Origin of the sequence: Nostoc sp. S13, assembly GCF_029379315.1 — a bacterium.
In the GTDB taxonomy this organism is placed as follows: Bacteria; Cyanobacteriota; Cyanobacteriia; order Cyanobacteriales; family Nostocaceae; genus Nostoc.
The window spans coordinates 17563-33419 of the sequence record NZ_JAQYWQ010000082.1; the positions used below are offsets into that span (position 1 = coordinate 17563).

General features: G+C 40.3%; 8 protein-coding genes and 1 pseudogene. 7 read left to right on the forward strand and 2 right to left on the reverse strand.

Going from position 1 to position 15857, the window contains the following annotated elements; genetic code table 11:
• The first annotated feature begins 1711 nt into the window (after nucleotides 1-1711).
• From PUQ00_RS22350 to PUQ00_RS22375, 6 genes and pseudogenes are all read left to right on the forward strand, one after another.
• A pseudogene (locus PUQ00_RS22350) lies at nucleotides 1712-4782 on the forward strand (peptidase domain-containing ABC transporter).
• A 97-nt stretch (nucleotides 4783-4879) separates the two neighbouring features.
• Nucleotides 4880-5920: an HlyD family efflux transporter periplasmic adaptor subunit gene (locus PUQ00_RS22355; protein ID WP_300420925.1), complete on the forward strand. Its 1041-nt coding sequence runs from the start codon at nucleotides 4880-4882 to the stop codon at nucleotides 5918-5920.
• A gap of 152 nt (nucleotides 5921-6072) precedes the next feature.
• Complete coding sequence (locus PUQ00_RS22360; RefSeq protein WP_300420927.1) at nucleotides 6073-6870, forward strand: peptidylprolyl isomerase; 798 nt, start codon at nucleotides 6073-6075, stop codon at nucleotides 6868-6870.
• A gap of 431 nt (nucleotides 6871-7301) precedes the next feature.
• The gene (locus PUQ00_RS22365) at nucleotides 7302-7589 is read left to right on the forward strand and encodes a hypothetical protein (protein ID WP_300420929.1); all 288 of its coding nucleotides are present in this window, start codon (nucleotides 7302-7304) and stop codon (nucleotides 7587-7589) included.
• 487 nt (nucleotides 7590-8076) lie between these two features.
• Nucleotides 8077-11043, forward strand: coding sequence for a tetratricopeptide repeat protein (locus tag PUQ00_RS22370; RefSeq protein ID WP_300420932.1), 2967 nt, complete (start codon nucleotides 8077-8079; stop codon nucleotides 11041-11043).
• Nucleotides 11044-11248: 205 nt separating this feature from the next.
• Nucleotides 11249-12466: a calcium-binding protein gene (locus PUQ00_RS22375; RefSeq protein WP_300420935.1), complete on the forward strand. Its 1218-nt coding sequence runs from the start codon at nucleotides 11249-11251 to the stop codon at nucleotides 12464-12466.
• A gap of 917 nt (nucleotides 12467-13383) precedes the next feature.
• On the opposite strand, the gene PUQ00_RS22380 is transcribed toward PUQ00_RS22375, so the two are convergent.
• Nucleotides 13384-13557: a hypothetical protein gene (locus PUQ00_RS22380; protein ID WP_300420937.1), complete on the reverse strand. Its 174-nt coding sequence runs from the start codon at nucleotides 13555-13557 to the stop codon at nucleotides 13384-13386.
• Nucleotides 13558-13699: 142 nt separating this feature from the next.
• Here PUQ00_RS22380 and PUQ00_RS22385 point away from each other — a divergent pair, with 142 nt between their 5' ends.
• On the forward strand, nucleotides 13700-14587 hold the full coding sequence (locus PUQ00_RS22385) for a class I SAM-dependent methyltransferase (RefSeq protein ID WP_300420940.1): 888 nt from the start codon (nucleotides 13700-13702) through the stop codon (nucleotides 14585-14587).
• 91 nt (nucleotides 14588-14678) lie between these two features.
• Here the strand turns inward: PUQ00_RS22385 and PUQ00_RS22390 are convergent.
• A protein-coding gene (locus tag PUQ00_RS22390) for an IS630 family transposase (protein ID WP_300420943.1) occupies nucleotides 14679-15715 on the reverse strand; the annotation gives its coding sequence in 2 pieces (ribosomal slippage) (nucleotides 14679-15298 and nucleotides 15298-15715; 1038 coding nt in all).
• Nucleotides 15716-15857 lie beyond the last annotated feature (142 nt).

Consider the following 15857-nt stretch of genomic DNA (forward strand, 5'->3'; position numbering starts at 1 on the left):
ACTTGATCAGTGTAAGCTAAATTCTGTAAATATTCTGATCGCAAATCTCTTTTAATACTTGCATTTCTTCTAATAGACGAGGTATAATGCAAACGTTAAATGACTTGCCAGATGTTCCCTTAAAGGTACTACACACGGCAGGCAAAGGATTCGCTATGGAATCTTCCAAGTAAACTTAAGCAATATTTGTTTGAGTTTGATTTTGGTTGATTATTCAGGAGGCAGGAGGCAGGAAGTACCCATGCCGTTGCGCGTCGGATTGAAGCAAGGACGACGCCAGATGTTCTACTTGGGCAAAGCCTAAGACTGCACTGGCCACTTTGTATATCGGGCTACGGGTCTCGATATAATTCTTTTGATCCTAGTGCGGCTTAAAACCCCCAACTAAAGTTTCTGTTAATACTTCTTTCCTCTTGCCTCTGCCTTTGTTCGTAAAAGCTCCAAAAGTTATGATGTGCTTTCTAGTTTTTATAGTCCTCTACTTCCTGTAGCCTACCGAAAACTAGCCTTTTAGTGTTCGAGGTTGCTTTTCTTGAGAGTGAGGCTATCCCTGTGTTATTCCCCTAGTGTTTCACGAGTCTAAGGGAATAACACAGGGCGCTAATTGCACATTATATAGATATCTATCTAATTAACCTTCTAGGGTTAATTGGATGTGCAGTTGTGGTCTTTTTCCTGTCAGACTTTGATCACATCACTGCAATGGATTACATTTGCCCATAATTTACAACTCATACAATCTATGCAATTATGTCACACCATTTTAGTCAAGACAAAGCTGTTAAAAAGTTAGGGATGTCTGAAATCAGTCTTTTAATGCTTTTTCTGCGTCAGATATTGTTCAAGAGCATGAAAGCTAATTTTCAATCAATATCTGGATTGGGAAAAAATTGCGGGAGTTGGTGATTGACAACTAGAAGAATTTGCATAGCGATCGCTATGCTCACAAAATTTTGATGTAAAAACAATTCTTCTCAATCACCAATTACCCAGGTTGCTGATTGTCAAAATGAGCGAGCTATATTCGTGTGGACTATATTCATGCAGTTAGTTGATGTTTAGCCAAAATGTAGCTAAACAAAAGTCTAGCTCAATATTATGACATTCATATTAGTGATTGTCAGATCAATGACCTAGTGCAACACGGCGTAAATAAGCCACCCATTGGAAATGTCTGAAACCTTTGATAACAGGGAATTACGAATTACGAATTACTGTCTTCGTCAGGCTTTCTCGTGTCCGCGTCCCTTGCGCGTTTCGTAGAGAGCGTCAGCCCCAACGCTTGGAGACGCTACGCGAATGGGGAAGTCAAAAGTTAAAAGTTAAAAGTAAGAACCCCATACTTCGACAAGCTCAGTAACCATAAATAAATTTAGTTGCTCTGAGTCAGCGTCCGCCGTATTTCTTGCGTTGCACGTCTTGAAATATATTTTTTATTTTTCCATAAATAAATTTAGGGGCTTGTATCTTTTTATTTCTGGTCATTACGAATTACGAATTCCGCCTTGCGGTACTAGTGCAACGAGTAGGGCTGTCTAGCAAACAAAAATACCTTGTATGTAAAAGAAAGATGGTTTCTTACCATGCTCTTTCCTCCCAATATTACTCCAAGGAGGATTAGAGTTTCATCGCTGAAAATACCGTATTTAAGAATGTTTTTAATTAATTTTTGAATCTGATTCAGACTGATAACTAATGTGGAGATTAGAAAATGCCACCAGTGCTTTCTGGGCAACATGTGGGTGAAAGGCTGTTGTACACCTTGGGTGCAAACCTTTCAGAAAAAGAATTACAAAACTTCCTGGCAGAAATGGAGATTGTGGAGCCACCAGTAGCGAAGCAGTTCTGGCAATCCGCACAAACGAATCCTGGTATCTACATTATCCTTACAGGTAAAGTCCGACTGTTGGATAGCTCTGAGAATTTAATCACCACCTTGGGTGCATGGTCTGTTTTCGGCGAATTGACTCTGTTTCCTGAAGCTAACTTTAGTCCTTATGTTGTCAGAGCTTCGACAAACCTAAAACTTGGGTATTTTAGGCAAGAGGCATTGCAAATATTAATAGAGAAGTATCCTAACATTCGCGATCGCCTATACGCCCGTGCAGAACTTTGGGATTTGGTGTTGTTATGTCGCCAAATCTCGCAATTTCCTGGCCATACATCACAAGTTCCAGGAATGCTCAAAGCCCTGTCTCTGTTTGAGCGACAGCAGCTAGAAACTGGCTCTGTAAGTCCACAAATATCCCAAAATTCCCAGTTGTGGCTATTGTACAAAGGCCAACTGCGGCATTCTCAAGGCCATTCTTTGACACCAGGCACAATCTTTGCCCAACCAGAACAAGGAGATTGGCAAGCAATACAACCAACAATTGCTTACATTCTGAAAAACGACCATAGGCAAACAGCACTAGAATACTTCCCGGAGTTGGGGGAGTGGGAAGTGGGCAGAGACGCGATTAATCGCGTCTGTACTGGGGAGTGGGGAGTGGGGAAAAAACTTCTCAATCTCCAAAATCTAAAATTATTCCTTTTCCCCAACGAGTTCAACAGTCACAACAACCAAAAAAATCAGGTTTTTACTTTCCTAGTCCGAAGGTGCAAGTAGGGCATTGGTGGAAACGCCTTACTAAGAGCTATCCCTTCTATGCCCAACAAAGTTCTGCCGATTGTGGCTCTGCCTGCTTGGTGATGATTGGTAAATATTGGGACAAGCATTTTAGTATCAATCGTCTGCGGGATATGACCAACGTCAGCCGCAACGGTGCATCTCTGAAGGCTATGGCAGCAACAGCAGAAAACCTGGGTTTTTCCACCCGTCCGGTGAAAGCCACTGTTGATAAATTGGCAGAACAACCTTTACCTGCAATTGTCCACTGGGAAGGTAAACACTTCATTGTTGTCTATGAAATCGCGAAAAAGCGGGTGATTGTGTGTGACCCGGCTCTTGGTCAACGCAGCCTGACAAAAGCTGAATTTCAAGAAGGTTGGAGTGGTTATGCATTGTTACTCCAACCTACAGCCCTACTAAAAGATACTAAAAACGAAAGTAGAACCTTCTGGAAGTTTTTTGAGTTAATCAAACCTCACTATCGGACACTATTAGAAATCTTTGTCGCTTCGGTAGTAATCCAATTATTTGGACTGGTAACGCCCGTATTCACCCAGTTGTTGCTCGACAGAGTACTTGTGCAACGTAGTGTTACAACCTTAAACGCCATTGGTTTGGGAATGATTGTTTTTGGGTTGTTTGGTGTTGCTGTCAATGCTATACGGCAATATCTGCTATTTCATACTGCTAACCGCATTAGCATCGCCCTACTCGTAGGTTTTATCAAACATACCTTCCGCTTACCCCTTTCCTATTTCGAGTCGCGTTTCGTTGGGGATATAGTCTCGCGCATCCAAGAAAACCAGAAAATTCAGCAATTTCTTACTGGTCAGACACTCTCCATCATCTTGGATATGCTGACATTGGTGGTTTATCTGTCGTTGATGTTCTCTTATAGTTGGCGGATGTCATTATTCGTGCTGTGTACTGTACCGCCATTTTTTATCTTGGCGCTAGGTAGCACAAGTATTTTGCGCCGCATATCCAGAGAGATTTTTAATTCAGCCACCAAAGAACAAAGCTATCTCATAGAATCCCTAAGCGGAATTCGTACCGTCCGCTCATTAGCAATTGAACAGACGGTGCGCTGGCATTGGGAGGAACTGCTGAATGATTTGGTTAAAAAAGCCTTTAATGCTCAGATAATCGGCAATCGCCTGCAAATTATTAGTGGTGTTATCCAAACCTTTGTGAATACTTCATTGCTCTGGTATGGAGCGATGCAGGTAATTAATGGCGAACTGACTATAGGACAATTAGTTGCTTTCAATATGTTGGTGGGTAATGTCTTGAGTCCTTTCCAACGGCTGGCTATGCTGTGGAATCAATTGCAGGAAATCGTGATTTCCACCGAACGCATCAATGATGTGTTGGAGGCGGAACCAGAAGAAGATTTAGAAACTAAACCCCGGAAGTCGTTGGGTAAATTGCACGGTAACATTCGCTTTCCGAATGTTACCTTTCGCTATCACTCAGAAACTGAGACTAACGTACTAGAAAATCTTAACTTTGAAATCCAGCCGGAACAGATGGTAGCGGTGGTGGGGCGGAGCGGTTCTGGAAAAACAACCCTCAGTAAATTGATATTAGGTTTATACCCACCGACAGATGGCAAAGTACTCATTGATGGTCATGACATCACGAGTGTTGTCTTACGATCGCTCCGTTCTCAAATCGGCGTTGTAGACCAAGATACTTTTTTGTTTGGTGGGACTATTCGTGAAAACATTGCGATCGCTCATCCAGATGCTTCTTTAGAAGAAGTTATTCAAGCCGCAAAATATGCCGGAGCCGATGAATTTATTCAAAAACTACCGATGGGTTACGAATCGCAAATTGGTGAAGGCGGCGGTATGCTCTCTGGTGGACAGCGCCAACGTTTAGCGATCGCTCGTGCTTTGCTCGGAAATCCTCGGTTATTACTATTTGATCAAGCTACTAGTCACCTAGACTCGGAATCAGAAAGAATTATTCAAAACAACCTCAAAACAATCCTTCAAGGGCGCACAAGTCTAATCATTGCCCATCGCCTCTCTACAGTCCGCAACGCTGACTTGATTTTGGTTTTAGATCAAGGCGTTTTGGTAGAAAGCGGTACCCACGACGAATTAATCACTAAAAAAGGTCATTATTACTACCTGAATCAACAACAACTCGCTCAAGTTAGTTGAGATTTGTCATTTGTCATTCTCCTCATCTTCCCCATCTCCCCAGTACAGACGCGATTAATCGCGTCTCTACCCACTCCCCATTATCGAAAATAAAACCATGCCAAATACCAATAGATCATCCCCACTTCCCAAAGATGAGCCAAATGAGCATCAAAGTTACACACAGCAAGAGGAATCTCTAGAGTTCAACGAGCAGACAGAGACAGAAAATGACAGTCAAGATTTGCACTACGGTACCGAAGGATTACTCAATGCCTTACCTCGAATTTGGACTCGTGGATTGTTGTATCTACTCATCGGCTTTGCTGGTCTAATCTTGCCTTGGGCTACTCTCTCGCGAGTCGATGAGACTGGTAGCGCCAGAGGGCGTATAGAACCTAAAGGTGCAACTCAAAAATTAGATTCTCAAACTGGTGGGAGTGTCAAAGCAGTTAGGGTTAAAGAAGGAGATACAGTCAGAGCCGGACAGGTTTTACTGGAACTGAACTCCGATCTGCTGCAAACGGGACTGCAAGAAGAACAAAGTAGCTATAAAAGTCTGATGCAAGCCGGAAAACTGGCTGTAATGAAAAATCAGGAACAGCTAAAAGACCTACAGACGCAAATAACAGCAGCGCAATCAGAAGTGGCTCAGACTAAAAGCCAGATTACATCTATAAGAGTTCAAATGCAGCAACGAGTGGTGCGATCGCCGATTAATGGGGTGATTTTTGAATTACCCACCACTAAGCCGGGAGCAGTAGTACAAGCCGGTCAAAGGATTGCCCAAATCGCACCCAAGAATGCAGACTTTGTACTCAAAGCTCAAATACCGAATCAGGATAGTGGTTTCTTGAAGGTAGGAATGCCAGTCAAGGTCAAGTTTGATGCCTATCCCTTCCAAGAGTATGGAATTGTGCAAGGGAAAGTTACTTGGATCTCTCCTGACTCGAAAGTTAACCAAATACCCCAAGGGAACATCGAAACCTATGAGCTAGAAATCACCCTAGAAAAGCAGTATGTCGAAAATGGCAACAAACGTATTCCATTCGGTGCCGGTCAGACAGCAAATGCTGAAGTGATCATTCGCCAACGGCGGGTGATTGACTTTGTTTTAGATCCGTTCAAGAAACTGCAAAAAGGCGGTTTGGAGATGTAGTCACAGCGATGCCTACAGCTGCCTTACCACTTCTCCTTCTCCTGACAAAGAGGCTGCGCCAACGGAGACGCTAGCGCGAACGCTACTTCGACGCCGCTCAGTACAAATCAGTACAAGTGCCCAATGCCCTTAATTATTGGAGATATCATCTTATGCCCCACCATCTGACCATTTCCAGTTCAGATATCATTCAGAGTCTCAAACTCTGTTGTCAGATACCTGATGTCGTGGAAGCGATCGCATCACAAAGGATTATTGCCAAAGCAGCTCAAGAGCTAGGAATTACAGTCACACCAAAAGAATTACAGCAAGAAGGAGATGACTTACGGTTCGCTAAAAAGCTTGTCAAAGCTAAAGAAACCTGGACATGGCTAGAAAAACACCACCTGTCTGTGAATGAGTTTGAAGAATTAGCCTACAACAACATCCTTTGGCGGAAGTTAGCAAATCATTTATTTTCTGCTCAAGTCAAAAAGTACTTTTATGAACACCAACTAGATTATGTCGCCGCCATTACCTACGAAGTTGTCTTCGAGGAGCGAGACTTGGCTTTAGAGCTTTTTTATGCCCTAGAAGAAGGCGAAGTCAATTTTCCGGAAATTGCTCGTTTATATATCCCAGAACCAGAACTCCGCCGTGCTTATGGATACCAGGGACTCCGATACCGTAAAGATTTTCGTCCAGAGATTGCAGCAGCTGTATTTGCTGCTGCACCACCACAAGCTCTCAAACCGATTACGACTCCCAAGGGGGTGCATTTAATTTGGGTGGAAGAAGTAATTCAACCCCAACTCGATGAACAGTTACGCCAAAAAATCATTACAGAATCATTTTCTCAATGGTTAAAGCAACAAATCAACACTATGAAAATAGTTACTCAGTTCGACTCTGACGCAAATGTGCGTTCGCCGGAGCAATTGCTAGATATGTCATTCACCAATACTCAATAGGTGAGGAAATTCCAAATATTTTTGTAGCTGACTATCTTGCTTAATTTCGCGGAGATAGAGCGAGTTTTAAAAAATATTATGGATGCTGAGATTCTTTACTTAAAAATTTCATACATTTTCGTTTTTAGGTTTTTGTGATTACATTTATAAGCTAGTATTCTCGCGTGATTAGAAACTAATTTAAATTGTTGTAACTTTTGCGGGACAAGGATAACTATAACTTTTATCTTATTTTCTATGCAATTTTTTGTAATTTTAATTAATTCTATAAATGAAAAATTTTGAAGTTAAAGTATTAATTTTATTAATCAAAAGTCCCTAAAAAAAGGATTGAATTTTTTGAGGGATAAACTATAGTAAGTATGTAGCTAATAAAAATAAGTTGGTTATAGAAAAGATTCACAAACTTACAAATCTCAGGAGAAACTCAAATGATTATTTATGATCTAAACTACTTGGAAATTACCTCTGAAGAAGTTTTTGGTGGTTATGATTTTGTTGCGACAAAGAACATAGCGATCGTAGCTACTCTTAACGAGACCATTAACGTCGATAAGAGTGTAAATTCCGTCGCTACCGTTAAGGGCAACTTAGCTAATTCTGAAAGCCAAGCTACAGCATTGGGTAACAACACCCTAGCTGAAACATTTGGTTTCACTAATACGGATTCTAATTCTTCTGCAGCGAACTCATTGTCTCTATCTGCTACCAACGACTAATTCATAGTCCGTATATGCTACCAGTTCATAATTAAACTCTACTCACAAAGAGTATTAACTCATGCAAGTAGAGTTAGGCTTGAAAGCCTATTAGATTCATACAATAGCCGAAGGTTCTCTGCTCATTTGAGCCTTCGGCTTTTACCTATAATACATCGTTTGCTGTCAAGTAACAGTTTCCACAATAAATTTTTACAAGATTTAGTCCTCAACCCAGGCTACAGTTGTGTGCTGTTTGCCTGCCCTGAATTAAAACTCTGGGTTAATATTCTCTATTGCTATTAAAGTAGGGTGGGCACTGCCTACCATTACCTGAAGCCCTTATTTTGACCTTGTGTTTTGCGCCTGACCTACGGTTGTTGAGAATGGGTGCAAAATTTCAGTTTTAACGCACTTTTAACCAAATTCAGTTATAAGTTTCAGAAACTTGAGTTTCTCGCAGATATCGGAACAAAAGACGTGTGAAGTAAATATATTTGTATAAGTTATGACTACAATTACTGAGGCTCTCAAACTCGCGATTCAACATCACCGAGCCAAGCGCTTGACTCAAGCCGAAGAGGTTTATCGTCAAATCATAGACGTAAATCCCCAGCAGCTAGAGGCAGTATATGGATTAGGTATGCTGGCGCAACAGCGGGGACAATATCAAAATGCAGAGCAATTTTTCCAAGCAGCCTTGCAATTACAGCCAGAAGCAGCGGCAATACACAACAGCTTGGGGTTTAGTCTGCAACAACAGGGTAAACTAGAAGAAGCGATCGCCTGCTATGAAAAAGCACTGAAGATTCTACCCGACTGCATAGAAGTGCAAGTCAATTTAGGTAATGCTCTCTATCTTCAAGGAAAGCTACCACCAGAAGAACAAGTCCACTATGCAGACTTAAATCAGCAGTTTGCCTTAGGTAGGCAACAAGTAGAGGATTTCAAGATTGCAGAGTTATATTATCGTCAAGCTATTGCATTGCAACCAGATTTGGTACAAGCTCATAATAATTTAGGAGAGGTACTCCAAAAACAAGGGCGATTAAATGATGCCCTTAAGTCTTACCAACAAGCAATAAAAATTAAACCAGACTATCCTTACGCCTATCACAACTTAGGATATTATTTCCAGGAAAAAGGTAAATTAGAGGAAGCAATAGAAGCTTACAAAAAAGCTTTAAATATTCAACCTGATTTGGTAATCACCCATAACAACTTGGCAAATACTCTGAAGGCACTAAAGAGATTTGATGCCGCCAGAGAATGCTATCAACAAGCTCTCAAAATTCAACCTGATACTGATTATATCTATTACAATTTAGGAACGCTACTTAGAGATAATAATAAAATAGAAGCAGCAGTACAAATATTTGAACAAGCTGTCAAAGTTACGCCAAGCTATGCTGCTGCTAAATTGGGTATTTGTATCAGCCAACTACCAATTATCTATTCCAGTGTTGATGAAATTGAATTCAGACGAAATCAGTATCAAGAGCATTTACAAAATTTAGCTAAAGGTTATGAATTAACTAATCAGGAAGAACGGGCAAAAGCAGCTGAGTCTGTGGGAGCATTACAGCCCTTTTATTTAACATATCAAGGCTTAAATGACCGAGATTTACAGCGAACTTATGGGGAAATGATTTACCAGATTATGTCTAGTCGTTATCCCCAATATAGCCAGCCGCTTGTTCTCCAAAATTTAGATAAAAATCAAAAGGTTCGTATTGGTATTGTCTCTAGGTTTTTCTATAATCATTCTAATTGGAAAATCCCGATTAAAGGTTGGGTAGAAAATCTGGATCGAAGTGAGTTTGAATTATTTGGTTATCACACTGGGGTCAAAAAAGATTATTGGACAATCAGTGCCATCAAGACTTTTGATAAATTTGTTCAAGGTGTTCCCTCGATTGAAGAATGGTGTGAGGTAATAACAAAAGATAAATTACATATCCTGATTTTACCCGAATTTGGAATGGACTCAATCACAGTAAAACTGGGTTCTCTGAGATTAGCGCCAATTCAAATGACATCTTGGGGACATCCTGATACCAGTGGACTACCAACAATTGACTATTACTTGAGCAGTGACTTAATGGAACCAGAAAATGCTCAAGAACATTATACAGAAAAGTTAGTTAGATTACCCAATCTATCTATTCATTACACACCTTTAGCAATTGAACCTCAAGTAATTAAGAAATCAGATATAGGTTTAAAAGAGAATGAAATTCTCTTCTGGTGTTGCCAGTCATTATATAAATATTTGCCAAATCATGATGATGTTTTTCCCGCAATTGCCAAAGAGTTAGTAAATTCTAAATTCGTGTTTATTAAACACGAAAGTGAAGACATTACAGAAGTATTCCGCCAGCGTTTAAACCATGCTTTTGCAGGCTTCGGGTTGGATTATCAAAAGTACTGTTTATTTTTGTCTCACATGAATAGCAGAAAGTTTGCTGGGATTACAGCCTTAGCTGATGTTTTCTTGGATAGTATTGGTTGGTCTGGATGTAACTCTACTTTAGAATCTATTGCCCATAATATTCCGGTTGTCACTTTACCAGGAGAAGTGATGCGGACACGGCATTCTTTGGCAATTTTAAAGATGATGGGTATAGAAGAAACGATCGCCTCAAATAAAGCAGAATACGTAAAAATCGCCATCCGTCTGGGGAAAGATGCTGAATATCGGCAATATATCTCCCAGCAAGTGGCAGAAAACAAGTATAAATTATATGGCGATCTAAAACCAGTCAGAGCGCTGGAAGATTTTATTTTGCAGCTGGTTAATAAACCAAGACAATTTGATACCAAAGATATTTCTGAAGTCTTTAAACTTGCAGTTCAACATCATCGGGCTAATCGCCTAAATGATGCTGAACAGCTATATCGTCAGGTAATCGAAAAACAACCAGACTATTCAGAAGCATTATACAGTTTAGGGATGCTGGCACAGCAGAAAGGTGCGTTACAGGAAGCACTGAAGCATTTGAATGCAGCTTCGCAAGTTCAGCCTAACTCTGTAAAAATTTGGTTTAATTTAGGCAATTTGCATCAAGCCCAAGGACAGTTACTAGAAGCTGAAGAAGCTTACAAAAAAGCTATTGCTTTGCGACCAGATGCAGGGACAATTTACAATAATTTGGGCTACACCTTGCAACAACAAGGTAAGTGGTCAGAAGCGATCGCATCCTATCAAAAAGCTCTAGAATTTCAGCAAAACTGCGTAGAAGCGGAAGTCAATTTAGGGAATGCGCTTTTTGCTCAAGGGAAGCTCTCAACAGAGAAACAAGCCTATTATGCTGAATTGAATTATCAGCTAGGCAATGCCCGCAAACAAGCAGCTGATTGGCAAACTGCTGTTGTTTACTATCGACCTGCGATCGCACTACAGCCTGATTTGGTTGAAGCTCATTATAACTTGGGCGTGGTATTGCAAGAACAAGGAAAAGAACAAGAAGCGTAGGCATAGCCCATCGTAGATATCGCTTTGCTATCAAAAAGCTTTAGAGTTTAATCTTCAACACCAGGAAGCCAAGATGAAATTAGGACATATTTACAAAATCCAGCGCCACTAAAAACTAAAAATTTGTGGTTAAACGGGTCGTTTTACCTAATAGCAAACTGCGATCAATCTAAACTTAAACTTTCAAATTCAGGAGATAAATTTTGTGGCTTTGAAACTAGGAACCAGCAGTAATGACTCACTTACAGGCACTGCTGTAACCGATGAAATCTTTGGAAATTCCGGTGATGATACTCTATTGGGGTTAGGGGGAGATGATTTAATTCAGGGCGGCCAGGGTAACGATTTATTAAATGGTGGCGATGGCAACGATCATCTTTTTGGAGGTGACGACAATGATACGCTTCTGGGTGGCATCGGCAATGACTTCCTCGATGGTGGTGATGGCAACGACAGAGTAGATGGCGGTGATGGCGATGACAATATTCAAGGCGGACTGGGTAACGACACCTTATTGGGCGGAGCCGGTAATGATCGCATCTTCGATATCACTGGCAATAATCTCATTTATGGGGGAAGCGGCAATGACTTCATCCAAGGAGCCAGTGGTAGTATTTTTACAGGGGGAGGCATCGATACGATTTATGGGGGTGACGGGAATGATAAAATATTCGGTCTAAGCCAAAACGATTTCCTCTATGGAGATGCTGGCAATGACACCCTCAGTGGCGATAGTGGGGATGATCGGCTGGAAGGGGGCGATGGCGACGACAACCTCGATGGCGGTTTCGGAAATGACCTTCTGTTCGGCGATCTTGGAAAGGATACTCTAAATGGCAACATCGGCAATGACACCCTCCAAGGGGGCGGCAATGATGATGTTCTCATCGGCGGTGCTGGTGATGATGTCCTCGTGGGTGTGGGTCAGGGTAGCCAGGAAAGTTTCGGAGGAAAGTCACTAGGTCTTGGGGAAACCGATCTGTTGACCGGAGGGACTGGGGCAGACCTGTTTGTACTTGGAGGTAATGATATCCTTGAGGCAGGCCAAGGTAATGATTCGCTAGATGGTGGCAATGGCAATGATACACTTTATGGCGGTTTAGGCAATGATGTCCTGATTGGTGGTAGTGGTGATGATGTCTTGGTTGGTGGCGATGGTAATGACAAATTTATTTTCAAAAGTGGCGATACCTTGTTAAGAAATGACTTTGATGTCATTAAAGATTTCAAAGTTGGTATTGATAAGATTGTATTAGATGGCTGGAGTTATATTAATACTGGTCTTACGCTAGGTACTATAAATATTACAGATAGCAAAGATGGTGCTGTCTTCAAATTAGATTCTCTATTCAATCAAGAAACAATCCTAATTTCCGGTGTGAGTGCCAGTAAGATTAACTCTCAATCAATCGCATTTACTTAAGGCTAATTGCTTTCTAGAAAAACTACTATTATCCTGGATGATTGCCTAACTTTTCACTCTTATTTGGAAAACTTAACTTCCATTCCTCTCTCCTTGCAGAAGAGAAACTTTGAATTCTCTCCTTTTCCTGGTCTACCTTATCCCTGTTTTGTCACTCTCGGAAAACAATAATCTCAGCCAAATTCTGAGACAACGTTTGGGCGATTAGATTCTCCCAAAGTGACAAAAGAGGGTTATACACAAGTCGGAAAACTTCATCCACATTGGCTTGAATCTAATAGAGTAGGTTATGAATATTAGTTCTAACGCACCGAAAATCTCAGATGGTACGTTAGCCTATGGCATAACATAAGGCCAGCGCACAAGTCCTAAATACCTACTACAGCAAGGCGGAATTCGTAATGACGCTCTCTACGAGACGCTCCGCAAACCTCATACTCATATTCTTATTTCTTTATTGGTTAACTAATTATAAAAACTTAATCAAAAGTGAATAGAAGTTTAGGGCTTAGACATTTTTCTACCATCGGATGAAACCACCTTACTTTTTAAGAGGGGGAAGCAGGGGAAATATTTTATACTTATTAGCCATCCTCTGAGGCTATAGTAATCCGTAACAAGTTGATATTAACTTAATAATTAATATAATTAATTATAGATATAGCAATCCTAAATCATTTGTAAAAAATCACAGTTGTTGATACTCTGAACAAATTCAGGTGAAGGCGCAGAAAAAATCAATGAATCAGCCCGAAAAATGTAGTAAATACACATAAGCGTGTGGAGTGCCGACGGGTATCTGGGAAACGCTTCGCTAAGAGCCGTCGGTCAACAAGAGCCCTGGAATTAAGTTCTAGATGTTGCAATAAGGGTGATCGCCAGGGCAGAAGTTGCCGCGTCTGAATTCCCAGATACCCTTAATTGTAAAAAGTATTTTCAATTATCCTTTCTTCAAGTTTTTTATTTTCAGGGTGCTTAACAATTGCGAAAATATGAAAACTTGCAACTGCCCAGCAATTATATTCAATTTCCCCGTCTGCCTTCAAAGATTCTTCAGCTAATGGATGCCAGAAAGGTTTATCACTATGCATTTTTGATTTATATTGTGCTTAAGCTCTTTCAGCTAATTATTTATATAATTCTACATCCAAACCTCTATAAGGTTAGTATTTAGAGTACAATCTCTTTACCATAGACAATATCCTCTGAGCTAACAACAATAGGAGTAAATCAGTGAAAACGACTAGTCCTGATCATAATAAGATTAGCCCGACTGCCAAGTTGGTGGCTTATTTCCGGCAATTTTCAGATATTCCCTTTACCAGGGATGTTGCTACACTGATACATGCAGAAGATGTTTTAAAAAATTTCTCACAAGGAACGAACCTCACACCAGAATTTTTGAAATGGGCAGCTCTTGCTGCTGAGATACGTTATAAAAGTATTGTCAGCGCGATAAAGAAAGAGGGCATTACGCAGGTTTTGGAATTAGCCAGTGGGCTATCATTTCGTGGACTAGCTATGACTGAAGACCCAGAGTATATTTATGTGGAGACAGATCTTCCTGAGCTTACTGAAGAAAAGCAACAAATCCTGTCAAGAATTATATCTAATCACGGTCTAAGAGAGCGCAAGAATTTATTCTTTGATGCCGTAAACATTCTTTCGTTTCCTGAAATTGAATCAGCCATCCGTCACTTTAAGCCAAATCATCCAGTAGCCGTCATCCACGAAGGACTTTATCATTACCTTTCAATGGAAGAAAAGGAGAGGGCAGCACGCAACATCCATTCGGTTCTTTCCCGCTTCGGTGGTGCGTGGATCACTCCTGATTTTCTAACAAACGCTGAACATGAAGGACGTTTACAGACTTACTCAGAATTGCAGAATATCGCGCAAGGGGTCCAAGGTACAACGCAGCGTGATGTGTACAAAACAGGCTTTGATAATCAACAACAGATTGTGGACTTTTTTTCACACTTAGGTTTTAGGAGTTGCATCTCTCCACAAATAGACGGAAGTTATCAGCTAACTGCAATGCAAAAATTAGACATATCTGAAGCCGAGTTCAAAAACTATAAATCCCTGAACTTTAATATTTGGACATTAACAGTGGAATAGTGAGGGCATTGAGCCGAGATGTTTTTCAGAGGGAACAGACACTTAGTCAAGGAATTGACATTAAATTTCCAGGTGCAAGATGTGAGTATAGCTATCCGTGCAGGAGTTGTGAAAAAAATGAGCCATACATAAATATTTTCGGAAACTCAAAAACTTGATAATGAGTTACAAGTTCAAATAATCTTTTGATATGAGAAAATGATTTACATAAGTGGTAAAACTCTCGAATAAAGTTTTTAGCATACAACCAGACGTCCTCTACAGGATTTTGTGATGGGTCATTAGGAGCAAAGCGAATGCAAGTCACTTGATATTCGTTTTCATTTAATCCTTGATTAATCTTATTTAAATAAGCTTTAAACTCGGCAGAACGATGATAGCTGGCTCCATCCCAAATGATGGCTATACGACTTTTTGGATATTGAGAAATTAAATATTCTACGAAAGCAATTGCATTGCGACTATTGCCTTTTTCACAAGGCTTAATCAAAAATTCTTGTGTGTAATAATTTAGAGCGCCGAAATATGTCTGTCGTTCTCGTTCATTGATTACTGGAACTTCAATCCTTTCTTTTTGACTACCCCAAATATAACCACAAATGTCTCCCCACAACAGATGACACTCATCTTCAAAGAAAACTACGAGTTCTCCAGATACTATCTCACGCTTATGTGCATCCAGCCATGCGCTTATTTCTAGTTTTTTTTTGTAACTAAATCTGGATCTTTACGAGGATTCTTTTTTTGTGTTTTTTTCCAACTTATATGGGTCTCTTTAAACAAGTCGTAATAGCTTTGAAGAGATTCAAAGATTATATTAAAATTATCTTCTATGTACTCTTTCAATTCTGAGAGGTGCCAGTAATTCCTCTGTTCAAGCCAATTTAATACCATTTGTTTTTGTGCCGAATCAAGATAGCTCTTTGACCCTTTATACGATAGCCTCAATCCCGTGATGCCCTGTTCTACAAAAATATATTTCCATTTGCTTACAAAACCTGCAGACACTCCTAAAATGTTTCTAATTTTTGAATGGTTATAATTTTGCATCACCATTTGTACAGCAAGTGCCCGCTTTAATTCTCTAGGGTCTGGGTTTGATTGAATGAACTCTATCAACTCTTCCATCCGTACTGTTATGTGCCTTATTACTACCAGCAGTATTCACTTTATCAACAACTGTGATTTTTCACAACTCATTTAGGATTGCTATAGCCCTCTTCTGTCACTTTCCGGAATAAGCAAGTAGTAAATAAGCTAAATCATCCAG